Origin of the sequence: Streptomyces abikoensis, assembly GCF_014648775.1 — a bacterium.
Taxonomy (GTDB): domain Bacteria; phylum Actinomycetota; class Actinomycetes; order Streptomycetales; family Streptomycetaceae; genus Streptomyces; species Streptomyces abikoensis.
This window is the reverse complement of sequence record NZ_BMRT01000009.1, coordinates 127732-150683: the sequence shown is the minus strand read 5'-3', so window position 1 is coordinate 150683 and position 22952 is coordinate 127732. Positions and strand designations below refer to the sequence as shown.

21 protein-coding genes, 2 tRNA genes and 1 pseudogene are annotated in these 22952 nt (G+C 71.2%); 11 read left to right on the top strand and 13 right to left on the bottom strand.

Features of this window, described 5'->3' with window-relative positions; translation table 11 throughout:
* Positions 1–67 precede the first annotated feature (67 nt).
* Positions 68–1213, top strand: coding sequence for an acyl-CoA dehydrogenase family protein (locus IE096_RS25505; protein WP_189455583.1), 1146 nt, complete (start codon positions 68–70; stop codon positions 1211–1213).
* Between the two features lie 43 nt (positions 1214–1256).
* Here the strand turns inward: IE096_RS25505 and IE096_RS25500 are convergent, their stop codons facing one another.
* The 3 genes from IE096_RS25500 to IE096_RS25490 all read right to left on the bottom strand — a co-directional run bounded on the left by IE096_RS25500 (position 1257) and on the right by IE096_RS25490 (position 4069).
* Complete coding sequence (locus IE096_RS25500; RefSeq protein ID WP_189455582.1) at positions 1257–1604, bottom strand: rhodanese-like domain-containing protein; 348 nt, start codon at positions 1602–1604, stop codon at positions 1257–1259.
* A gap of 22 nt (positions 1605–1626) precedes the next feature.
* Positions 1627–2454, bottom strand: a complete 828-nt coding sequence (locus IE096_RS25495; protein WP_229820601.1) for a J domain-containing protein — start codon at positions 2452–2454, stop codon at positions 1627–1629.
* Positions 2455–2563: 109 nt separating this feature from the next.
* Complete coding sequence (locus tag IE096_RS25490; RefSeq protein ID WP_189455580.1) at positions 2564–4069, bottom strand: DUF2252 domain-containing protein; 1506 nt, start codon at positions 4067–4069, stop codon at positions 2564–2566.
* Positions 4070–4325: 256 nt separating this feature from the next.
* Here IE096_RS25490 and IE096_RS25485 point away from each other — a divergent pair, with 256 nt between their 5' ends.
* The gene (locus tag IE096_RS25485) at positions 4326–6029 is read left to right on the top strand and encodes a proline--tRNA ligase (protein WP_189455578.1); all 1704 of its coding nucleotides are present in this window, start codon (positions 4326–4328) and stop codon (positions 6027–6029) included.
* A 131-nt stretch (positions 6030–6160) separates the two neighbouring features.
* Here IE096_RS25485 and IE096_RS25480 read toward each other — a convergent pair.
* A tRNA-Leu gene (locus IE096_RS25480) sits at positions 6161–6244 on the bottom strand.
* 331 nt (positions 6245–6575) lie between these two features.
* On the opposite strand from IE096_RS25480, the gene IE096_RS25475 reads away from it, so the two are divergent.
* From IE096_RS25475 to pknB, 6 genes are all read left to right on the top strand, one after another.
* On the top strand, positions 6576–7415 hold the full coding sequence (locus tag IE096_RS25475) for an FHA domain-containing protein (RefSeq protein WP_189455576.1): 840 nt from the start codon (positions 6576–6578) through the stop codon (positions 7413–7415).
* A gap of 10 nt (positions 7416–7425) precedes the next feature.
* Complete coding sequence (locus tag IE096_RS25470) at positions 7426–7956, top strand: FHA domain-containing protein FhaB/FipA (protein WP_126915009.1); 531 nt, start codon at positions 7426–7428, stop codon at positions 7954–7956.
* Between the two features lie 75 nt (positions 7957–8031).
* The gene (locus IE096_RS25465) at positions 8032–9564 is read left to right on the top strand and encodes a PP2C family protein-serine/threonine phosphatase (protein WP_189455824.1); all 1533 of its coding nucleotides are present in this window, start codon (positions 8032–8034) and stop codon (positions 9562–9564) included.
* Positions 9565–9587: 23 nt separating this feature from the next.
* The gene (locus tag IE096_RS25460) at positions 9588–11006 is read left to right on the top strand and encodes an FtsW/RodA/SpoVE family cell cycle protein (RefSeq protein ID WP_189455574.1); all 1419 of its coding nucleotides are present in this window, start codon (positions 9588–9590) and stop codon (positions 11004–11006) included.
* Entirely contained in the window at positions 11003–12454 is a 1452-nt protein-coding gene (locus tag IE096_RS25455) for a peptidoglycan D,D-transpeptidase FtsI family protein (RefSeq protein WP_189455572.1), read from the top strand. Before IE096_RS25460 ends, IE096_RS25455 begins: the two co-directional genes overlap by 4 nt.
* A 162-nt stretch (positions 12455–12616) precedes the next feature.
* A complete protein-coding gene (gene pknB, locus IE096_RS25450; protein ID WP_189455569.1) occupies positions 12617–14659 on the top strand; it encodes a Stk1 family PASTA domain-containing Ser/Thr kinase in 2043 nt (680 codons plus the stop codon).
* 74 nt (positions 14660–14733) lie between these two features.
* Here pknB and IE096_RS25445 read toward each other — a convergent pair whose 3' ends face one another.
* The 6 genes and pseudogenes from IE096_RS25445 to IE096_RS25420 all read right to left on the bottom strand — a co-directional run bounded on the left by IE096_RS25445 (position 14734) and on the right by IE096_RS25420 (position 18868).
* A complete protein-coding gene (locus IE096_RS25445; RefSeq protein WP_189455568.1) occupies positions 14734–15459 on the bottom strand; it encodes a class E sortase in 726 nt (241 codons plus the stop codon).
* 30 nt (positions 15460–15489) lie between these two features.
* Positions 15490–16323, bottom strand: a pseudogene (locus tag IE096_RS25440) (class E sortase); the annotation flags it as partial.
* Positions 16324–16373: 50 nt separating this feature from the next.
* Positions 16374–17012 carry an aminodeoxychorismate/anthranilate synthase component II gene (locus tag IE096_RS25435; RefSeq protein WP_189455567.1) on the bottom strand — a complete coding sequence of 213 codons (639 nt, stop codon included), beginning with the start codon at positions 17010–17012 and terminating at the stop codon, positions 16374–16376.
* Positions 17009–17206 (bottom strand): hypothetical protein, encoded by a 198-nt coding sequence (locus IE096_RS25430; protein WP_189455566.1) that lies wholly within the window; start codon positions 17204–17206, stop codon positions 17009–17011. Before IE096_RS25430 ends, IE096_RS25435 begins: the two co-directional genes overlap by 4 nt.
* 69 nt (positions 17207–17275) lie before the next feature.
* Positions 17276–18082 carry a class E sortase gene (locus tag IE096_RS25425; RefSeq protein WP_189455565.1) on the bottom strand — a complete coding sequence of 269 codons (807 nt, stop codon included), beginning with the start codon at positions 18080–18082 and terminating at the stop codon, positions 17276–17278.
* A gap of 21 nt (positions 18083–18103) precedes the next feature.
* Complete coding sequence (locus tag IE096_RS25420; RefSeq protein WP_189455564.1) at positions 18104–18868, bottom strand: DUF881 domain-containing protein; 765 nt, start codon at positions 18866–18868, stop codon at positions 18104–18106.
* 162 nt (positions 18869–19030) lie between these two features.
* Here IE096_RS25420 and crgA point away from each other — a divergent pair, with 162 nt between their 5' ends.
* Complete coding sequence (crgA, locus tag IE096_RS25415) at positions 19031–19285, top strand: cell division protein CrgA (protein ID WP_189455563.1); 255 nt, start codon at positions 19031–19033, stop codon at positions 19283–19285.
* Positions 19286–19579: 294 nt separating this feature from the next.
* On the opposite strand, the gene IE096_RS25410 is transcribed toward crgA, so the two are convergent.
* Both IE096_RS25410 and IE096_RS25405 read right to left on the bottom strand, forming a co-directional pair.
* Positions 19580–20440 carry a rhomboid family intramembrane serine protease gene (locus IE096_RS25410; RefSeq protein ID WP_189455562.1) on the bottom strand — a complete coding sequence of 287 codons (861 nt, stop codon included), beginning with the start codon at positions 20438–20440 and terminating at the stop codon, positions 19580–19582.
* A 168-nt stretch (positions 20441–20608) separates the two neighbouring features.
* Positions 20609–21142: a peptidylprolyl isomerase gene (locus IE096_RS25405; RefSeq protein ID WP_189455560.1), complete on the bottom strand. Its 534-nt coding sequence runs from the start codon at positions 21140–21142 to the stop codon at positions 20609–20611.
* 228 nt (positions 21143–21370) lie between these two features.
* Here IE096_RS25405 and IE096_RS25400 point away from each other — a divergent pair, with 228 nt between their 5' ends.
* Entirely contained in the window at positions 21371–22021 is a 651-nt protein-coding gene (locus IE096_RS25400; protein ID WP_189455558.1) for a DUF5324 family protein, read from the top strand.
* 179 nt (positions 22022–22200) lie between these two features.
* Here IE096_RS25400 and IE096_RS25395 read toward each other — a convergent pair.
* Positions 22201–22273, bottom strand: a tRNA-Ala gene (locus IE096_RS25395).
* 118 nt (positions 22274–22391) lie between these two features.
* On the opposite strand from IE096_RS25395, the gene IE096_RS25390 reads away from it, so the two are divergent.
* Positions 22392–22937, top strand: a complete 546-nt coding sequence (locus IE096_RS25390; protein ID WP_189455556.1) for a helix-turn-helix domain-containing protein — start codon at positions 22392–22394, stop codon at positions 22935–22937.
* Positions 22938–22952: the final 15 nt, after the last annotated feature.

The window sequence follows — 22952 nt, the reverse complement described above, 5'->3', positions numbered from 1 at the left end:
TCCCAATTCCCGCCTCCTGCCCTACTTTGACGGATCGTCAGATATCCGTACGAGGGAGGGCCGGGCCATGGACTTCACCTTCACCGAGGAGCAGCAGGCGGCGGCCGAGGCGGCCCGGGCCGTCCTCGGCGGGGTGAGCGTCGACGGGGTGCCCAGCCCGGCCCTGGTGCCGGGCGCGGTCGCCGAGGACCTCGACCGCCCGCTGTGGGGCCGTCTCGCCGACGCGGACCTGTTGAGCCTCCTCCTGCCCGTGGAGCGCGGCGGCGCGGGGCTGGGGCCGATCGCCCTGTGCCTGGTGCTCCGCGAGGCCGGCCGGGTCCTGGCCCGCGTGCCCCTGCTGGAGACCAGCGCCGCCGCCTACGTCCTGGGCGCGTACGGCGGCGCCGCGACGGGCCCGCTGCTGGACGCCATCGGCCGGGGCGAGCTCGTCGTCACGGCCGCCGCGCAGGGCCGCACCGGGCATGACCTCCCCGAACTCGCCGTCACCGCCCGGCAGGACAGCGACGGCCACTGGATCCTCGACGGGCAGCAGACCGCCGTGCCCTGGGCGCCCACCGCCGACCGGATCCTGCTGCCCGCCCACGCCGGGGACGGCCGTACGGTCCTCGCCCTGGTCCCGCCCGGCCGTCCCGGAGCCACCCTGGAGGACCAGGTCTCCACCAACGGCGAGCGGTACGCCCGGGTGACCCTGGACGCGGTGCGCGCCGGGCAGGACGAGGTGATCACGGCGGACGGCGCCTGGGCGCGGCTGCGGGAGCTGCTCACCGTCGGCACCTGCGCCCTGGCACTGGGCGTCGGCGAGGCGGCGGCCCGGATGACCGGTGACTACACGAGCAAGCGGGAGCAGTTCGGCTTCCCCCTCGCCACGTTCCAGGCCGTGGCGGTCCAGTGCGCGGATCGCTATATCGACCTTCGGGCGATGGAGGCCACGCTCCTGCAGGCGGCCTGGCGCGTCGAGACGGCCACGGCGCACGAGGAAGCGGGCGCGCTGCCCGTCGCCGCCGACATCGCCGTCGCCAAGGTCTGGGCCTCCGAGGGCGTACGCCGCGTCGTCCAGACCGCCCAGCACCTGCACGGCGGCTTCGGCGCGGACACCGAGTACGCCCTCCACCGCTATCACGCCTGGGCGAAGCAGCTGGAGCTCTCCCTCGGCCCGGCGGCCGCCCATGAGGAGGCCCTGGGCGACCTGCTGGCCGCCCACCCCCTGACCTGAGGAACGAGCTGAGGAACGACCTGAGGAACGAGCTGGGGAGCGGCTAGATCACGGCGCCCGGAGCGCCCGCGGCGTCCACGACCGGACGGCCGACGGCCGCCCACGCCTGCATGCCGCCCTCGACGTTCGCGGCGTCGAGGCCCTGCTGCACCAGGTAGGCCGTGACCTGCGCGGAGCGGCCCCCGGACCGGCAGATGACATGGATCCGGCCGCCCTCGGGGGCCTTCTCCGTCAGCTCACCGAAGCGCGCCACGAAGTCGCTCATCGGGATGTGCAGCGCGCCGTCGGCGTGCCCCGCCTGCCACTCGTCGTCCTCACGCACGTCGAGCAGGAAATCGTCGGCGGACAGGGCGTCGACGCCGACCGTGGGCACTCGCGAACCAAAAACCATGGCCCCGACGCTACCCGACCGGCTAACCGGTCAGCGAGGCCAGATGAGCCTCCCGTTCCGCGATCTGTGCCAGCAGCCCGTCGGCGATCTCCACCAACAGCCCGTCCGGGTCCTCCGGCGCCATCCGGAGCATCGCGCCGATCGCGGAAGCCTCCAGTTCGGCGGCCACCGCCGAGAGCATGTCCTTGCGCTCGGCCAGCCACTCCAGCCGCGCGTACAGCTCCTCGCCCCGGCTCGCGCGCCGCTGCGCCGGCACGGGACCCGCCGCCCACTCCTCGGCGAGCTCCTGGAGCAGCGCCTCGTCGCCGTCGGCGTAGGCGGCGTTCACCCGCACCATGAAGGCCTCGCGGCGCGGCCGGTCCGCCTCGTCCGGGGCCAGGTCCGGGTGGGCCTTGCGGACGAGCTCCCGGTAGGCGCGCCGGGCCGCGTCACTGGGCCGCACCCGGGCCGGCGGGCGCACCCGCTGCTCGGTGAGCATGGCCGTGGCCTCCGGCGACATCCCCGAGTCGTCGATCCAGCCGCCCAGCAGGTCGTCGACCCCCGGCATGGGCTGCACCAGCGCCCGGGCCTCGCGGGCCCGGCGGGTGTCCTCCGCGTCCCCCGAGCGGGCCGCGACTGCCTCCGCGATCAGCGCGTCGAGCTCGTCGAGACGGGCGTACATCGGGCCGAGGCGCTGGTGGTGGAGACGGGAGAAGTTCTCCACCTCGACCCGGAAGGTCTCCACCGCTATCTCGAACTCGATCAAGGCCTGTTCGGCCGACCGCACGGCCTGGGCGAGCCGCTCGGTACCGGGTTCCTCCGCACGCGGCTCGTCGGGCGTCTCGGCTTCCGTCTCAGCTTCCGGGTTCATCACCCGCCCAGGGTACGAGGTGGCCTCCGGCCCAGGCCCCGCGTTCCGGCCCGGACCACCCACGGGCCCACCCACAGGCCCACCCACAGGGTGTGATCAGCGACCGGCCTCACACCCCCGTCTCCGCCGCCACCCGCCCGGTACGCACGGCCTTCGCCAGCTCCGCGTGATCGGCTTCCATGCGGTCCGCGTACGTGACGGCGAAGGCGGCGATCGCCTCGTCCAGTTCCCCGCCCTTGCCGCAGTAGCCGGCGATCAGCAGCGGGTCGGCGCTGTGGGCGTGCGCCCGCGCCAGCAGGGCGCCCGTCATCCGCCCGTAGTCGTCGAGCTCGCCGGGGGCCAGCGCCGCCGGGTCGACGCTGCCCTTGCGGTTGCGGAACTGCCGCACCTGGTACGGGCGTCCCTCGACCGTCGTCCACCCCAGCAGCACATCGCTGACGACCTGCATCGACTTCTGCCCCAGCACCACGCGGCGCCCCTCGTGTCCGACGGGCGCCGCCTCGAAGCCCGTCTTCTCCGCGTAGGGCAGCAGCGTCGACGGCCGGGCCTCCTTCACCTGGAGCACCAGCGGCTCGCCCCGGTGGTCGTGGAGCAGCACCACGTACGAGCGCAGCCCCACGCTGCCGGTGCCCACGATCCGGAACGCCACGTCCTGGATCGTGTACCGGGCCAGCAGCGGCAGCAGCTCCTCCGGCAGCGTGCCCAGGTACGGGCCGAGCGAGGCCGCGACGGCGGCCGCCTCCGCGTCCGGCACCCGGCGCAGCACGGGCGGGGCGTCCACGAACCGGCGGCCGCCCTGGCCGTCCTCCTCCGTCGCCTTGGCGGCGAAGCGGGCGCTGGTGTTCCGCCGGGCCTTCGCCCCGACCCGCTCCAGCGTGCCCACGAGCTGATGGGCGTCGGCGTGGGAGACGAGCTCCTCGTCGGCGATGGCGTTCCATGCCTCGGACGCGGGCATCCGGGCCAGCAGCCGCATCGTGTGCCGGTAGGCGCCGGCGGCGTCGCGGGCCGCCGTGCGGCAGGTGTCCTCGTCGGCCCCGGCCTCGCGTCCGGCCAGCACCAGGGAGGCGGCAAGGCGCTTGACGTCCCACTCCCACGGTCCGTGGAGGGTCTCGTCGAAGTCGTTGAGGTCCATCACTATCTCGCCGCGCGCGTCGCCGTAGAGCCCGAAGTTCGCGGCGTGCGCGTCGCCGCACAACTGCGCGCCCACGCCCGTGACGGCCGTGCCCATCAGGTCGTACCCCATCAGCCCGGCCGAGCCGCGCAGGAAGGCGAAGGGGGAGGCGATCATGCGGCCCACGCGGATCGGGACGAGCTCGGGCAGCCGCCCGGCGTTGGACTTCTCCAGGCTCTCGACCATGCCGGGGCGCCCGGCGGCGGGCCGCCAGCGGGCGTGCTCGGCGCGCGGCACCTCGTCGCGCAGCGCCTTGCCCGCCGCCTTGGCGGCCCTACCCGCGCTACCCGCCCTACCGGCCCGGCGCGCGGCCCCGGCCGGTTCCCCGGCCGTCCGCTCGGCGGAACCCGGGGCCGAACCCGAGGCCGAACCCGAGACGGAACCCGAGACGGAACCCGAGGTGAATCCCTGGGCGAAACCCGGTACGTACGGCAGTCGCGTCATCGCGGCGCCACCTCCCCCATCGGCGTCAACCGCCCATCGGTGTCGATCTTCCCCGACGGTACCGCCCCGCCGGGGCCCGTGTCCGGCAGGGCGGCCACGCGGCGGCACGCGGCAAATCCCCTTGTCCACAAGACCATTGGCCGGCCACACATACCAGACCTTCCCCCACGAAATCCGCTTCTGCGCGAAGGGACGCGCTGGATACCCTGCACACCCATCGCACATCGCGTCGTTCTCCCCCTCGCAAGGAGTCATCGTGTCCCAGGTCCAGCGCATGTCCCGGCTGATGGTGAAGACGCTGCGCGACGATCCGGCGGACGCCGAGACGATCAGCCACAAGCTGCTGGTCCGGGCCGGCTACGTGCGCCGCAACGCGGCCGGCGTCTGGACCTGGCTGCCGCTGGGCAAGAAGGTCCTGGACAACGTCTCGGCCGTCGTCCGCGAGGAGATGGACGCCATCGGCGCCCAGGAGGTGCTGCTGCCCGCGCTGCTGCCCAAGGAGCCGTACGAGGCGAGCGGCCGCTGGGAGGAGTACGGCGAGCTGCTGTTCCGGCTGAAGGACCGCAAGGGCGCCGACTATCTCCTGGGCCCCACGCACGAGGAGATCTTCACGCAGACGGTCAAGGACCAGTGCGTGTCCTACAAGGACCTCCCGGTGATGCTCTACCAGATCCAGACGAAGTACCGGGACGAGGCCAGGCCGCGCTCGGGGGTGCTGCGCGGGCGCGAGTTCCAGATGAAGGACTCGTACTCCTTCGACATCACGGATGAGGGGCTGGCCGAGTCGTACGCCCTCCACCGGGCCGCCTACCAGCGGATCTTCACCCGGCTGGGGCTGGACCACCGGATCGTCTCGGCGGTGTCGGGGGCGATGGGCGGCTCGGCGTCGGAGGAGTTCCTGGCCCCCGCCGCGGCCGGCGAGGACACCTTCGTCGACTGCCCGGCGTGCGGGTACGCGGCGAACACGGAGGCGGTGACCTTCCCGGCGGACCGCGCGGAGCCGGCGGACGCGTCCTCGGTGGGCCCGGTGGAGGAGCTGGACACCCCGGACACCCCGACGATCGAGTCCCTCGCCCGGCAGCTGGACGTCCCGGCCTCCGCGACCCTGAAGAACCTCCTGGTGAAGGTGGACGGGGAGATCGTGGCCGTGGGCGTGCCCGGCGACCGCGAGGTGGACCTCGGCAAGCTGGGCGAGCACCTGGCCCCGGCGGTCGTGGAGCTCGTCACCGCCGAGGACTTCGCCGGCCGCCCGGACCTGGTGCGCGGCTACGTGGGCCCGCAGGGCCTGGCGAAGGTCCGCTACATCGCCGACCCGCGCGTCGCCCCCGGCACCGCCTGGGTGACGGGCGCCAACAAGCCGGACACCCACGCGCGCGACGTCGTCTGCGGCCGGGACTTCGAGGTCGACGACTACCTGGACGTCGTCGTGGTCGAGGAGGGCGACCCCTGCCCGTCCTGCGGCGCGGGCCTGCGGCTCGGCCGGGCGATCGAGATCGGCCACATCTTCCAGCTCGGCCGCAAGTACGCCGACACCTTCCAGCTGGACGTGCTGGGCCCGCAGGGCAAGCCGGTGCGGGTGACCATGGGTTCGTACGGCATCGGCGTCTCGCGGGCGGTGGCGGCGCTGGCGGAGCAGACCGCCGACGCCAAGGGCCTGTGCTGGCCCGCCGAGGTCGCCCCGGCCGACGTCCACGTGGTCGCGGCCGGCAAGGCGGCGCAGATCGAGCTCGCCCTGGACGCCGCCGAGCGGCTGCGCGCGGCGGGCCTGCGGGTGCTGGTGGACGACCGGGCCGGGGTCTCCCCCGGGGTGAAGTTCACGGACGCGGAGCTGATCGGCGTCCCGAGGATCCTGATCGTCGGCCGCCGGGCCGCCGAGGGCGTGGTGGAGCTCAAGGACCGCCGCGGTGGTGGGAGCGAGGAGCTGCCGCTGACGGACGCGATCGCCAAGCTGACGGCCTGACCGCCTGACCATCCGGTCCGGCCGGAGCACGTCGCTCCGGCCGGACCGGTATGTGTGAGCACTCCCACATACCGGACGGGTACATAGCAAGACGGTCGGCATCGTGATCACGATGCCGACCGTCTCGTCTGTGCGCGAGGGGGGAGTTGAACCCCCACGCCCTTTCGGGCACTGGAACCTGAATCCAGCGCGTCTGCCTATTCCGCCACCCGCGCATTGGGTGTGTCTTCCGCTTCCCGGACCGTTCCCCCGGCGTTTCCGCCCGGTTCTTGTCCGTTCGCCTTCCGACATCGAGAACATTAGCACGCTCTCGCGGGTGCCTTCACACCCATTGCCTCCACCCCGTCCCCGGGGGAGGGCCCGATGAGGGCTCCGGTTGCGGGACACTGGCTTCGGGGCACCTCTACGATCCGCGTGGAGGCGACACTCGTCACTCCTGGCGTCGAAGGGGAACCAGCCGTTTTCCCGACGCGTGGATACGATCAGTAAGCAGTATCAGGAACGACACTGAGCATCAGAGACGTCACTGAGGGAAGGAGGTGCCCCGTGGGAGTACTGAAGCGCTTCGAGCAGCGACTCGAGGGTCTCGTGAACGGCACCTTCGCCAAGGTGTTCAAGTCCGAGGTGCAGCCGGTCGAGATCGCGGGAGCACTCCAGCGGGAGTGCGACAACAACGCCACCATCTGGAACCGTGACCGCACCGTCGTCCCGAACGATTTCATCGTGGAGCTGAGCGCGCCGGACTTCGAGCGCCTGAGCCCCTACTCCGGCCAGCTCGGCGACGAGCTGTCCGGCATGGTCCGCGACTACGCCAAGCAGCAGCGGTACACCTTCATGGGGCCCATCAAGGTCCACCTGGAGAAGGCCGACGACCTCGACACCGGCCTGTACCGGGTGCGCAGCCGCACCCTCGCCTCCAGCGAGTCGCAGGACCCGAACGCCCGGCAGCAGGCCGCGCGCCCCGGACCGGCCGCCGCCACGCAAGGCGCCGGCTATCCGCCGCAGCCCTCCGGCGTCCCGCCCATGCCCGCGTCGCCGCCGCCCGGTGTCCGTCCCCTGCCGCCGCGCGCCGGCGGTCCGGGGCCCGGCGCGGTGCCCGGGGCACAGACGCGCCGCTGGATCGAGATCAACGGCACCCGCCATCAGATCTCGCGGTCCACGCTCGTGCTGGGCCGCAGCACCGAAGCGGACGTACGCATCGACGACCCCGGCGTCTCCCGCCGGCACTGCGAAATCCGGGTCGGCACCCCCGCGACCGTCCAGGACCTGGGGTCGACCAACGGCATCGTGGTGGACGGACAGCACACCACGCGCGCTACGCTCCGCGACGGCTCACGGATCGTCGTGGGCAGTACCACCATCGTTTATCGGCAAGCCGAAGGGTGAAGCGGGGGCAATGTCAGAGCTGACCCTCACGGTCATGCGGTTGGGTTTCCTCGCCGTACTGTGGCTGTTCGTCATCGTGGCCGTCCAGGTCATCCGCAGCGATCTGTTCGGCACCCGCGTGACCCAGCGCGGCTCCCGCCGTGGCGGGGACACCCGCCCGCAGCGCGCGCAGGCCCCGGCCGCGCCGCCGCAGCAGCGCCAGCAGCAGCAGCCCGGCGGCCGTCGCGCCGACCGCGGCCGTCGTGGCGCGCCCACCAAGCTGGTGGTCTCCGAAGGCAGCCTGACCGGCACCACGGTGGCCCTCCAGGGCCAGACGATCTCCCTCGGTCGCGCCCACGACTCGACGATCGTGCTGGACGACGACTACGCCTCCAGCCGGCATGCCAGGATCTACCCCGACCGCGACGGCCAGTGGATCGTCGAGGACCTCGGGTCGACCAACGGCACCTACCTCGACCGGACCCGGCTGACCACCCCGACCCCGATTCCGCTCGGCGCGCCGATCCGCATCGGCAAGACCGTCATCGAGCTGCGGAAGTAGTAGGACCATGACGACCGGAGGGTGGGCAGCGTGGCTGGGAAGGGGCTGTACCCGGAGCCGACGGGCGAGGTGCGCATGAGTCTGTCACTGCGCTTCGCCGCCGGATCGCACAAGGGCATGATCCGGGAGGGCAACGAGGACTCCGGTTACGCCGGCCCCCGGCTGCTCGCCATCGCCGACGGCATGGGCGGCCAGGCGGCCGGCGAGGTCGCCTCCTCCGAGGTGATCTCCCAGCTGGTCGGGCTCGACGACGACGTCCCGGGCTCCGACATCCTCACCTCGCTGGGCACCGCCGTGCAGCGCGCCAACGACCAGCTGCGCGTCATGGTCGAGGAGGACCCCCAGCTGGAGGGCATGGGCACCACGCTCACGGCCCTGCTGTGGACCGGTCAGCGGCTCGGTCTCGTCCACGTCGGCGACTCCCGCGCGTACCTCCTGCGCGACGGGGTGCTCACGCAGATCACCCAGGACCACACCTGGGTGCAGCGGCTGGTCGACGAGGGCCGGATCACCGAGGAGGAGGCCACCACCCACCCGCAGCGCTCCCTGCTGATGCGCGCACTGGGCAGTGGCGACCACGTCGAGCCGGACCTGTCGATCCGCGAGGTGCGGGCCGGCGACCGCTATCTGATCTGCTCCGACGGGCTCTCCGGTGTCGTCAGCCACCAGACGATGGAGGAGACGCTCGCCAGCTACCAGGGTCCGCACGAGACGATCCAGGAGCTGATCCAGCTCGCCCTGCGCGGCGGCGGCCCGGACAACATCACCTGCATCGTGGCCGACGTCCTCGACGTCGACGGCGGGGACACCCTCACCACCGAGTTCAACGACACGCCGGTGATCGTCGGCGCGGTCGCCGAGAACCAGCTGCACATCATCGACAAGCGGGCCATGCAGACCCCGGCCGGCCGCGCCGCCGAGCTGGGCCGGCCCGTGCCCCCGCAGGAGGGCGCGCCCGGCGGCTTCGGCCCGCCCGGCAGCGGCGACGCCGGGATGGGCGGCATGCCGGACGGCGCCTTCGGCCCGTTCACGGACGAGGACTTCGTCAAGCCCCGGCGCAAGGGCCGCTGGCTCAAGCGCTCCCTGATCCTCGCCCTGGCGCTGGGCGTGGTCGGCGGCGGTCTGTACGGCGGCTACCAGTGGACGCAGACGCAGTACTACGTGGGCGCGAAGGACAACGACCACGTGGCGGTCTACCAGGGCATCAACCAGGACCTGGCGTGGGTCAGCCTGAGCAGGCTGTACAAGGACCACCCCGAGATCGAACTCAAGTACCTCCCGGTCGACCAGCGCAGCCGTGTCGTCGACACGATCACCGTCGGCAGCCGGGACCAGGCCGTGCAGAAGGCCAAGGAGCTCGGCACGCTCGCCGGCGCCTGCAAGAAGGAAGCCGAGCGGCACAAGGCCGAGCAGCAGCAGCGCGAGAGCGAGAAGCAGAACACCGACCGCACCGGCGGCACCGCGAGCGGCGCCCCGAAGGACACGGCGAAGGAATCCGGCGAGGCCCGCTCCCGCGCCGCCCAGGCCACCCCGGCCCCCACCCCGGGCCCCACCCTCAGCGAGGAAGAGCAGAAGTTGGTCCCGCAGTGCAGCAGCGCTCAGCAGTGAAGCCGTAGGGGGCCACCACCGCCATGTCAGCGATTTCACCCATTCCCAACTCGGGCAGCAACACGACGACCATCAGCACCGTGGGCGCGCCGAGCCGGCGCAACACCGAGCTCGCGCTGCTGGCCTTCGCCGTCCTCCTGCCGTGCTTCGCCTACGCCAACGTGGGTCTGGCCCTCGACGGCGAGATGCCCTCCGGCATGCTCGGCTACGGCATCGGCCTCGGCCTGATGGCGGGCGTCGGCCACCTGGTCGTCCGCAAGTTCGCCAAGTACGCCGACCCGCTGCTGCTGCCCCTGGCGACGCTGCTCAACGGCATCGGCCTGGTCATCATCTGGCGGCTGGACCAGTCGCCGCGGCTGATGGCCCGCAAGGCGTTCGCCCCCGCCGCGACCAACCAGCTGCTGTTCTCGGCCCTGGGCATCGCCCTGTTCGTGGCCGTCCTGATCTTCCTGAAGGACCACCGGATCCTCCAGCGCTACACCTACATCTCGATGGCGGTCGCGCTCGCCCTGCTGGTCGCCCCGATGTTCTTCCCCGCCGTCTACGGCGCCCGCATCTGGATCACGATCCCCGGTCTGGGCTCGATCCAGCCGGGTGAGTTCGCCAAGATCGTCCTATCGATCTTCTTCGCGGGCTATCTGATGGTGAAACGCGACGCGCTGGCCCTGGCCAGCCGCCGCTTCATGGGCCTGTACCTGCCGCGCGGCCGTGACCTCGGCCCGATCCTGGCGGTCTGGGCGTTCTCGATCCTGATCCTCGTCTTCGAGACCGACCTCGGTACGTCGCTGCTGTTCTTCGGCATGTTCGTCGTGATGCTCTACGTCGCGACCGAGCGCACCAGCTGGATCGTCTTCGGTCTGCTGATGTCCGCCGTCGGCGCGGTCGCCGTGGCCAGCTTCGAGCACCACGTCCAGCAGCGTGTCGACGCCTGGCAGCACCCCTTCGACGCCTTCAAGGACGGCAGCTCCGACCAGATCGCCCAGGCCCTGATGGCCTTCGGCTCCGGCGGGGTCTTCGGCACGGGCTGGGGCCAGGGCCACTCCGACCTCATCGGCTTCGCCGCCAACTCCGACTTCATCCTGGCCACGGTCGGCGAGGAGCTCGGCCTGGCCGGCGTGATGGCGATACTCCTGATCTACGGCCTGATCGTGGAGCGCGGCGTACGCACCGCCCTCGCGGCCCGCGACCCCTTCGGCAAGCTGCTCGCCACGGGCCTGTCCGGCGCCTTCGCCATCCAGGTCTTCGTGGTCGCCGGCGGTGTCATGGGCCTCATCCCGCTGACCGGTATGACGATGCCGTTCATGGCTCAGGGCGGTTCCTCCGTCATCGCCAACTGGGCGCTGATCGCCGTGCTGATCAAGATCAGCGACACCGCGCGGCGCCCCGCGCCGGCGCCCGCCCCGAACCCCGACGCCGAGATGACCCAGGTGGTCCGCCCGTGAACAAGCCCGTGCGCCGGATCGCCATCTTCTGCGGTCTCCTCGTCCTCGCCCTGATGATCAGGGACAACTGGATCCAGTTCGTCCAGGCCGACGAGCTCAAGACGAACAAGCACAACCGTCGCGTCACGATCGCCCGCTACAGCCAGCCGCGCGGCAACATCATCGTCGACGGCCAGGCGATCACCGGCTCCCAGGAGACCGGCGGCATCGACTTCAAGTACAAGCGCACCTACAAGAACGGTGAGATGTGGGCTCCGGTCACGGGCTACAGCTCACAGGTGTTCGACGCCAACCAGATCGAGAAGCTTGAGGACAAGGTCCTCACCGGCGACGACGACCGGCTGTTCTTCAACCGCACGGTCGACATGATCACCGGCAAGGGCAAGAAGGGCGGTGACGTGATCACCACCCTGAACACCAAGGCCCAGGAAGCCGCCTTCAAGGGCCTCGGCGACAAGAAGGGCGCGGTCGCCGCCATCGACCCGCGCACGGGCAAGATCCTCGCGCTGGCCTCCACCCCGTCGTACGACCCGTCGACGATCGCGGGGGCGCAGGACAGCAAGGCGTGGAACGCGCTCACGGCCGACAAGAACCAGCCCATGCTCAACCGGGCGCTGAAGCAGACCTACCCGCCGGGCTCGACCTTCAAGGTCGTCACCGCCGCCGCGGCGCTGGAGAACGGGCTCTACAAGGACGTCGACACCAAGACGGACTCGCCGCTGCCGTGGATCCTGCCGGACACGCGTGTGGAGCTGCAGAACGAGGGCAACATCCCCTGCAAGGACGCCTCGCTGCGGGTCGCCCTGCAGTGGTCCTGCAACACCGTCTTCGGCAAGATCAGCGCCGACCTCGGCAACAAGAAGATGATCGACGAGGCGAACAAGTTCGGCTTCAACAAGCCGGTCGACACGCCCGTCCGCGCCGTGCCCAGCATCTTCCCCAAGGACAACCGCCCGCAGAACGCGATGGCCGGCATCGGCCAGGCGTCCAACCGGGTGACCCCGCTGCAGATGGCCATGGTGGCCGCGGCCGTCGCCAACAACGGCAAGCTCATGGAGCCGTACATGGTTGACAAGCTGCGCGCGCCGAACCTGAACGTCATCGAGCACCACCAGCCCAAGCAGATGAGCCAGCCGATGTCGGCCGAGACCGCCCAGAAGCTGCAGAGCATCATGGAGACGGTCGTCGAGCAGGGCACCGGTAAGAAGGGCCAGATCAGCGGCGTCAAGGTCGGTGGCAAGACGGGTACCGCCCAGCACGGCGTCGACAACAGCGGCAACCCGTACGCGTGGTTCATCTCCTACGCGAAGACCGACAAGGGCTCGCCGGTCGCCGTCGCCGTCGTCATCGAGGGCTCGGACACCGTCCGCGACGACATCGCCGGTGGCGAGCTCGCCGCCCCCATCGCGAAGAACGTCATGGAGGCGGTCATCAACTCGGAGAAGTGATCCGGCTCACTCGCCACGGCCGAACCACTCCTCCGTCTGTACCGGTCGTATATCGGGTGCCGGTGGCGCCCCGAAGGCACCCGGCGCGCCGGGTACGGTATGCCGGACAGCACACCGCCGGACCCACGCCGGTGAGGTCAGGAACACGGAAGGGCTGGAGCTATGGAAGAGCCGCGTCGCCTCGGCGGCCGGTACGAGCTGGGCTCGGTGCTCGGCCGCGGTGGCATGGCGGAGGTCTACCTCGCGCACGACACCCGGCTCGGCCGCACCGTCGCCGTGAAGACGCTGCGGGTGGACCTCGCCCGCGATCCGTCCTTCCAGGCCCGGTTCCGTCGTGAGGCCCAGTCGGCCGCCTCGCTCAACCACCCGTCGATCGTCGCCGTGTACGACACCGGCGAGGACTACGTGGACGGGGTCTCGATCCCGTACATCGTCATGGAGTACGTCGACGGGTCGACGCTGCGCGAGCTGCTGCACTCCGGCCGGAAGCTGCTGCCCGAGCGCACCCTGGAGATGACCATCGGGGTGCTCCAGGCGCTGGAGTACTCCCACCGGGCCGGCATCGTCCACCGGGACATCAAGCCCGCCAACGTCATGCTCACCCGCACGGGCCAGGTCAAGGTCATGGACTTCGGCATCGCCCGGGCCATGGGCGACGCCGGCATGACCATGACGCAGACGGCGGCCGTCATCGGCACCGCCCAGTACCTCTCGCCCGAGCAGGCCAAGGGCGAGCAGGTCGACGCGCGCTCCGACCTCTACTCCACCGGCTGTCTGCTCTACGAGCTGCTGGCGGTCCGGCCCCCGTTCATCGGCGACTCGCCGGTGGCCGTCGCCTATCAGCACGTGCGGGAGGAGCCGAACCCGCCGAGCACGTACGACCCCGACGTGGCGCCCGAGATCGACGCCATCGTCCTCAAGGCGCTGACCAAGGACCCGGACTACCGCTACCAGTCGGCCGACGAGATGCGCGCCGACATCGAGGCGGCCCTGGAGGGCCGTCCGGTGGCCGCGGCGGCCGCGCTCGGCGCCATGGGCGGGGGCGGCTACGGCATGGCGGACCAGCCGACCACCATGCTCCGGTCCCAGGAGCAGGGGCACATGGCCCAGACGTCGATGATGCCGCCGGTGGCGGACGGCGGGGGCTACGGCGGCTACGACAACGGCTCGCACGGCGGCCGGCGCGGCGGCGGGAACGGCCGCAAGAGCAACCTCTCGACGATCCTGCTGGTCGTCGCGGGCGTGCTGGTGCTCGTCGGTGCGATCTTCATCGGCAAGTCGCTCTTCAGCGGCGGCAGCAACTCCAATGTGACCATCCCCAGCCTCACCGGCCAGACCCTGGCGGAGGCGAAGCGCTCCGGCGACAACGGCGGCTTCAAGGTCGTCGAGGGCGAGCAGAAGAACTGCGACCAGCCCAAGGGCAAGGTCTGCGACCAGGACCCCAAGGCGGGTGCGAAGGTCGAGCGCGACACCCAGGTCAAGGTCTCGCTGTCCAAGGGTCCGGTCCAGATCGAGGTCCCGTCCGTGATCGGGCAGTCCTTCGACAAGGCCAAGGCGCAGCTGGAGTCCCTGGGCTTCACGGTGACGCAGAAGCAGGAGGAGTCCTCCCAGCCCGCCGGCCAGGTCACCAAGCAGGACCCGGACGCCGGTGAGAAGGCCGAGAAGGGCGCGGAGATCACCCTCACGGTGGCCACCCAGGCGGCGAGCAAGACGGTGCCGTCCGTGGTCGGCCGGCCCTTCGACGACGCCCAGAAGCAGCTCAAGGACCTGGGCTTCACCGTGAACCGCGAGGACGAGGACTCCACTCAGCCCGCCAATACGGTCACCCGGCAGAGCCCCGACGGCAACACCTCCGCGCGGCCCGGCTCGACGGTCACGCTGTTCGTCTCCAAGGGCGCGGCCCAGCAGAAGGTCGGCGTGCCCGCCGTGGTCAACCAGAAGCTCAAGGACGCCAGGAACGCGCTGACGGGCGCGGGCCTGAAGGTCGGCAACATCACCGGCCCGCAGGACGACAACGCCCTGGTGCTGGTGTCCGACCCGGCCGCGGGCGCCCAGGTGCCCAAGGACACCCCGGTGAACCTGACGACCATCGCCGGCGCCCCGAACCCGGGCGGCAACCCCGGCGGTCAGCAGGGCGGCCAGCCCGGCGGCACCGACCAGGACACCGGCTTCTTCGGCGGCATCATCGGCGGCCGTCGCCACTGACGCCCGTAGGACAGCGTGAAGCCCCGGCATCCTTCGCGGATGCCGGGGCTTCGTGCTGTCAGGCGGTCAGGCCCTCAGCGGAGTTCCTTGGGCGGGGTGCGCTTGGCGTCGACCTTCTCCGTGCGCTCCAGCTCGGCCCAGACGATGTAGCGGTAGTCGGAGGTGTAGACCGGCGTGCAGGTCGTCAGGGTGAGGTAGCGGCCCGGCCGGGTCTTCCCGGACTCCTTCGGCACGGAGTCGAGGACGTCGACGTTGAAGCGGGAGGTCTCCTTGAGGTCGGCGTAGACCTTGTAGACGTACCAGGTGTCGCGGGTCTCGAAGACGACCGGGTCACCGGTCTTGATCTTGTCGATGTTGTGGAACTTGGCGCCGTGCCCGTCGCGGTGGGCGGCGAGGGTGAAGTTGCCCTGCCGGTCCCAGGGCATGCCCGCCTTGACGGGCTCGCGGTAGAAGCCGGCGACGCCCTCGTTGAGGACCTTGCTGCCGGTGCCGGGCTTGACCAGCACCTCGCCGTTCCGCATGGCCGGTACGTGGAGGAAGCCGATGCCGTCCTTGGTGTCCAGCGCGCCCGGGCCGGTGGCCGCGGCCGGGGCCTTGGCCCAGTTGTCGCGTACGTGGCTGCCCTGGCGCTTGGCCTCGCGGTCGGCGAGGACGTTCGTCCACCACAGCGAGTAGGCCACGAAGAGCGCCATGATCACACCGGCGGTGATCAGCAGCTCGCCTATGACGCCGACGACGGCGGCGAGCCGCCTCCGTGCGAGGTCCTGTCGCCGTGGCTCGTCGCCGTCGGTCCGTGCCACCGCGCCCGTACCCCGTTCTCCGCTGTGCCGTCACTCCACGAGCGCGTCCGGTTTTCCCTTGCTCCGGGGCCGCTCGTCGACCATCTTGCCCCACACCACCATGCGGTACGTACTGGTGAACTCGGGGGTGCAGGTGGTCAGCGTGATGTAGCGGCCGGGCCCGGTGAAGCCGGAGCCGGCCGGAACGGGGTCGATGACCTTGGTGTTCGCCGGGGACGTCTGATCCAGACGGCTTGTCATCTCATAGGTGTAGAAGGTGCTCTGCGTCTCGACGACGACCTTGTCGCCGGGCTGCAGCCTGTTGACGTAGCGGAACGGTTCGCCATGGGTGTTGCGATGGCCCGCGAGCGCGAAGTTCCCCTGCTTGTCCCAGGGCATCGCGGTCTTGAGGCTCCCGGTGGCGTAGTGGCCGACCATGCCGCGGTCCAGCACCTGGTGCTTGCCGACGCCCTCGGCGATGGGGGCCTTCACGTCCAGCTTGGGGATGTAGACGATCGCGAAGCCCTGGCCCGGGGAGAACTCCCCCGCGTCCCGGGCGGCGCCCTGGCCACCGCCCTTGTCCCAGCTGTGCCGCAGGCTGTCGGCCGTACCGCCCGCCTGGCGGTGGGCGATGACGTTCGTCCACCACAGCTGGTAGGCGACGAACAGCAGCATGACCACGCCCAGGGTGATGAACAGCTCGCCCACGACCCGGCTGGCTATCACCCCGGGGCTGTCCCTGCGGGCGCGCGCGGCCCGTTGGGCGGCGCGGCGGCGCTCCGCGCGCCCGCCGGTCACCACCGGCCGCTCCGGCCGCTCGGACCGCGCCGGCCCCTCCGGCTCGACGCGCCGCAGCGTCATCGTCGCCTCGTCCTCGGGCGGCAGCGGCTGGGCCACGGCCCCGGGGGCGTAGGCCCCGGAGTCGTACGCCGCGGTCACGCCCCGGCCTTGCCCACCACCGGGGCGAGCCCTGCCGACCGTTCCACCGCCCCCATGTCGCCACAGGCGACCAGCCAGTTGGCCAGCATGCGGTGGCCCCACTCGGTGAGCACGGACTCCGGGTGGAACTGCACGCCCTCGACCGGCAGGTCGCGGTGGCGCAGGCCCATGATCACCCCTGTGTCTGTCCAGGCGGTGATCTCCAGCTCGTCCGGCCAGCTGTCGCGCTCGGCGGCCAGCGAGTGGTAGCGGGTGGCCGTGAAGGGCGACGGGAGGCCGTGGAAGACGCCCTTGCCCTCGTGCGTCACGGGGGAGGTCTTGCCGTGCAGCAGTTCGGGCGCCCGGTCGACGACGCCGCCGTAGGCGACGGCCATCGACTGCATGCCCAGGCAGACGCCGAAGACCGGCACGCCCGTGTCGGCGCAGTGGCGCACCATGTCGATGCAGACCCCCGCCTCCTCGGGCGCGCCCGGCCCGGGCGAGAGGAGGACGCCGTCGAAGCCGTCCTGGGCGTGCGCGGGCTCGACCTCGTCGTTGCGGCGCACCTCGCATTCGGCGCCGAGCTGGTAGAGGTACTGGACGAGGTTGAAGACGAAGCTGTCGTAGTTGTCCACGACGAGGATGCGTGCGCTCACCGGACCACCGCCACCGTTCCGTTGCTCACCGGCATGCCGTTGTCGACCGTGACGTCGTTGAACGGCAGCAGCGGTTCCGCCCAGGGGAAGACGTACTGGAAGAGGACGTAGACGGCCGCCAGCACGAGCAGCAGGGAGATCAGCGCCTTCACCCACGCGTTGCCCGGCAGATGACGCCAGATCCAGACGTACATGCTCTACCCACTCGCCGATGATTGGATGTTTGGGCACCAGACTAAGGGTCGGCACCCCGCCCGCGGGGGTCAGCCGGACAAAGCCGCGGGCCTGCCGCCGGAGACCGGACGGGTCTCGGCCAGATGGCCCCAGACGATGAGCCGGTGGCTGTGTCCCCACTCCGGTTCGCAGGTGGTCAGGGTCAGATAGCGGCCGGGCTCCCGGTAGCCGGACCCGGCGGGCACGGGGTCGATCACGGCGACGTCGGTGGGCAGCGTCCGGTGGGGCGGGGTGTCGACGCGGTAGGTGAACCAGGTCGTCCCGTCGTTGATCACCACCGCGTCGCCGGGCCGGAGCTCGTCGAGGTCCTTGAAGGGGTCGCCGTAGGTGCGGCGGTGGCCGGCGACGGCGAAGTTGCCGGTGCCGCCGGGGGGCGCGGTGCCCGCGTAGTGGCCGAGGCCCCGTTTCAGCAGCTCGGTGCCGGTGCCCTCCAGGACCGGCTTGGCCCAGCCGGCGCCCAGGCGGGGGACGTACATCACGGCGAAGGCCGCTCCGGTGCGCTGCCCGGCGGGGCGCGCGGGTGGTGCCTGCGCGCCGCTGCCCGCGACAGGGGGCGCGTCACCGGCACGGGGCGCCGGGGGGACCGACGGTGCCGGGGAGGCGGTCCGGGGGCCGTCGACGGGCGCTGAAGGGCCGTCAGGAGCCGGCGGGGAGGGTGGTGCGACGGCGGGCGGGCCGGCGGCCCAGCGCTCCCGGAGGCGGCCGATCTCGTCGTCCATGGCGCTGTCGGCGCGAACGCCGGTCCAGTAGAGGAGGTAGACGACGAAGAGCACGATCAGCGTGCCGACGGTCAGGCACAGTTCGCTGAGCGTCCGTACGACGAGGCGTGAGCGCACCGGCCGGACACCTCCCGGGGGTCATCCCATGGGCTTGGCGTAGTGGAGATCCACTGTGCCCGAGTAGCCGGGGAGAGTCACCGCCTCGTGCTGGTCGACTTTCCAGCCGAGGCCGTAGGCGGCGACGTACTGGAGGTAGTTCTGGATCGCGGGGGAGGCGTCCAGGGCCTTGCGGAGGGCGCCCCGGTCACCGACCGCGGTGATCTTGTACGGCGGCGAGTAGACGCGGCCCTGGAGGATGAGGGTGTTGCCCACGCAGCGGACCGCGCTGGTGGAGATCAGCCGCTGGTCCATCACCTGGATGCCCCGGGCGCCGCCCTGCCAGAGGGCGTTGACGACGGCCTGGAGGTCCTGCTGGTGGATGACGAGGTCGTTGGGCTGGGGCTGGGGCACCCCGGGGATCTTCGCGGTGGCGTTGGGCGGGGCGTCGGTGAGGGTGACGGTCATGCCCTGGCCGGCGAGCTTGCGGGTGCCGGCGGAGTCCTCCAGGGCGGCGAGCTTGCGCTGTTCGGCCGCCGTGCCGCCGTTGTCGCGCCGGGCGAGGGCGTCGACCTGGGCGCGGGCCGCCGCGGCGCTGTCCTCGAGGTCGCCGTTCTTGCGGCTGCGCTCCCGGATGAGGTCCGAAAGGCGGAGCATGGAGTCGTCGGTGCGGATGTTGGTGCCCTGGGCGGTGTTGAAGCTCATCCAGAAGATGAGGCCCGCGAGGGCGAAGACGCCGCCGGTCAGCAGCCGCACCGGACGGAAGCGCCGGATGGGCCCGCTGGTGGAGTCCGCAGAATTACTCACCGTACCCTTATCCTCTCCGACGCCGCGGAAGCACTACGCTAACGGACGCCCGGGGGAACGAAGCGCTCCCGTCGCTCCCGCCCCGGCGGACAGCCCATGTGATACCCAGCCCCATGTGAACCCCAGCGCGGTCACGCAGCGCATCGACAGGAGAGTTTCCTCGTGCCGAAGTCACGGATCCGCAAGAAAGACGACTTCACGCCGCCGCAGGTGAAGCAGCAGAGCATCAAGCTGGCGACGGGGCGTCGCTGGGTGGCGCCACTGATGCTGGCGCTGTTCCTCATCGGCCTGGCCTGGATCGTCGTCTTCTACGTGACGAGCGGCGACATGCCGGTGGAGTCCCTGAAGAACTGGAACATCGTGGTCGGCTTCGGCTTCATCGCGGCGGGGTTCGTCGTCTCCACCCAGTGGAAGTAGCGCGAGTTATCCACACCCTCGTCCACAGTGGGGAAAACTCAGAAGATCTGTGGATAACTTCCCTGGCATTGACGCCGGTGTGACTGATCGCAAGCGCTGTGTATCCCTGGTCACACCGGTGCCTTCCAGCGAAAACGCAGCTCGGCGGGGGTACGCGGCCCCTAGAACACCTGTTCCCACAGGATGGGTCCACGATCCCCCGCCGTTGTGGACAACCTGTGCGTCCACCGATGTGGGTGACCCGCGCCCCTCGGCACGGCCCCCGGCCGGACCGGGCGGAACGGCAGGCCGGGATCAGGTGAGCTGCGCCGTCCGGACGACCACCACGGCGACGATCACCAGCAGGGCCGCCGCACAGGTCAGCCGCTGGACCAGCAGCCGCTTGCCGCGCGGGGCGTGCACCATCCCGTAGGCCACCGCCGTGCCCACCACCAGGCCGCCGACGTGCGCCTCCCAGGCGATGTTGCTCCAGGTGAAGGTGAAGATCAGGTTGAGCACGAGCAGCGCGACGACCGGCCGCATGTCGTACTTCAGACGCCGCATCAGCACCGCCGTGGCACCCAGCAGACCGAAGATCGCGCCCGAGGCGCCGAGCGACGGCTGGTTGGGCGCGGCCACGAGATAGGTGAGCGCGCTGCCGCCGAGACCGGCCAGCAGATACAGGGCCAGATAGCGGGCACGGCCCAGCGCCGCCTCCAGCGCCGGGCCCAGCCACCACAGCGAGAGCATGTTGAAGGCGATGTGCATGACCTGCTGATGCAGGAACATCGCGGTCAGCAGCCGGTACCACTGCCCCTCGGCGACGCCCTCCAGCGGGCCGAAGTCCGACAGCGTCGCCCGCCCGAACAGCTCCAGGGCGTCCACCAGCCGGTCCCCGGTGGCCATCACCGCGATCCACACCGCGATGTTGATCCCCAGCAGGACCTTGGTGACCAGCCGCGGATCGGTCGTGTGCACCGCGCCGGCGACCGTGCGCGCCGCCGTCGCCCGGGGGTCGTGGCCCGTACCGGAACCGCTGCTCACGCAGTCCGGGCACTGGAATCCCACGGACGCGCTCACCATGCACTCCGGGCAGATGGGGCGCTCGCAGCGGGCGCAGCGGATGCCGGTCTCCCGGTCCGGATGCCGGTAGCAGCGGACGGCCTGCTCGTTCATGCTCTCCCTCGCCCCTGTGTCGGGCCCTCGCCCCTGTGCCGGGCCGGTGTGCCCACCGCACAACGCACGGCCCCGCCCGTCATACGGACGGGCGGGGCGCCAGGTTCCCATGAGACGCCGGGGCCCGGGGGCCCACGGCGGATCTTCGTGGGGTGTGCGGAGCGGTCGTCAGCCCTCGCGGGTCTCGACGACGACCGACTCGATGACCACGTCGTTGACCGGACGGTCGGTGCGCGGGTTGGTGGCGGTGGCGGCGATGGCGTCCACGACCTTCTTCGACGCGTCGTTGCTGACCTCGCCGAAGATGGTGTGCTTGCCGGTCAGCCAGGTGGTGGGCGACACGGTGATGAAGAACTGCGAGCCGTTGGTGCCCGGACCGGCGTTGGCCATGGCCAGCAGGTACGGCTTGGTGAAGGCGAGGTCCGGGTGGAACTCGTCCTTGAACTGGTAGCCCGGGCCGCCGGTGCCGTTGCCCAGCGGGTCACCACCCTGGATCATGAAGCCACTGATGACACGGTGGAAGATCGTGCCGTCGTACAGCTTGTCCGTCGTCTTGGCGCCCGTCTCCGGGTTCACCCACTCGCGCTCGCCCTTCGCCAGCTCGACGAAGTTCTTGACCGTGGTGGGGGCGTGGTTCGGCAGAAGCCGGATCTCGATGTCGCCCTGGTTGGTCTTCAGGGTGGCGTAAAGCTGCTCGGCCACGATCTACCTTCCATAGTGTTCACTGACAGCCACCGATCCTCGCACGGCGGCTTCGCGGCGAGTAGCCGACAAAGCCCGGCACGCGACGGCGAACCGTGGCATTGTCGACCGGAGCTCCCCTGATGACCCGGATGCCCGATCGCACATGCCGGACCGCCCATCGGCAGGCATGATTTTTCCACTGGGTGGAAAGGCGACAAACCATACGCCACCGAGGAGGAGGATCCCGTGACCCGCAAGGACAGCGTGCGCGCCGCGACCAGCACCGCCAAGGACAGCGTGCGCCACGCCGCGGAAGTGGTGGCGCCCTACGCCGGCACGGCCAAGGACGCCGCCGTGCACTACGCCCACGAGGCCCGCACCCGGCTCGCGCCCAAGGTCGCCGAGGCCGCCCACCAGGCCCGTTCGCAGTACGACGCCCACCTCCAGCCGCGCATCGAGCACGCGCGCGGTGCCCTGCCGCCCAAGGTCGACCAGGTCGCGACGAAGGCCCGCGCCGTCGCCGAGCCCGTGCGGGACGAGGCCCTCTCCCGGGGCACGGCCGCCATCGCCGCGCTGCGCGGCCAGGTGTCCGCCGACGACGTGGAGAAACTGACCCGCCGCCGGAACCGCCGCTGCCGCACCGGACGCGTGGCCAGGCGGCTCGTCGTCTTCGGCCTCCTCACGGCCGGCGCCGTCGTCGCCTGGAAGTGGTGGGACCGGCAGGCCAACCCCGACTGGCTCGTCGAGCCCCCGGAGGCCACCGAGCCCGCCGACCGCGCGCCCCTGTCCTCCGTCGACGGCAGCGGCGGCCGTTCCGCCCTCGACCCGGAGGTCCAGGCCAAGCAGGACCGGGCCGACACGGAGTCGTCCACCGAGGACGACACCGACCGTCCCTGACGACCGCACCCGACGACCGTCCCTGACGACCGCGCCCGAGGGGCGGCGAAACGGGCGGCGGCACAGGCCCTCCACACGGCCCGCACACACTCGGCACACACCCCGGCCGCACCGCCCGGCCCCCGGGGACGACAAAACCCCTCCGACCACGTTTCCGCAGGTCGGAGGGGTTATCCATGTGGAGCCTAGGGGAGTCGAACCCCTGACATCTGCCATGCAAAGACAGCGCTCTACCAACTGAGCTAAGGCCCCGTCGGGGACCAGACTACCCGGTGTCGGCGCTCTTTCCCGACCGGGTATCGCCGCGACCCACCACTCTCCGTAGGATGCACCGCAAGATTCGCGGCAGCGAAGCGAAGGGGAGAGCGTGATGGACGCAGCACAGCAGGAAGCCACCGCCCGCGCACGGGAGCTACAGCGCAGCTGGTACGGGGAGCCGTTGGGGGCGCTCTTCCGCCGTCTCATCGACGACCTCGGCCTCAACCAGGCCCGCCTCGCGTCCGTTCTGGGCCTCTCCGCCCCCATGCTCTCCCAGCTGATGAGCGGTCAGCGCGCCAAGATCGGCAACCCCGCCGTGGTCCAGCGGGTGCAGGCGCTCCAGGAGCTCTCCAGCCAGGTCGCGGACGGCACCGTGAGCGCGGCGGAGGCCGCGGAGCGGATGGAGGAGGTCAAGAAGAGCTCCGGCGGCTCCGTCCTCAACTCCACCCAGACCACGGCCAGCAGCGGGGCGCCGACCGTACGCCGGGTGGTGCGCGAGATCCAGTCGCTGCTGCGGTCGGTGGCGGGCGCGGGGGACATCATCGACGCCGCCGAGACCCTCGGCCCCACCCATCCCGAACTCGCCGAGTTCCTCCGGGTGTACGGCGCCGGGCGGACCGCCGAGGCGGTCGCCCACTACGAGGCGCACCAGAGCTGACCGTGCCGGGGGGCG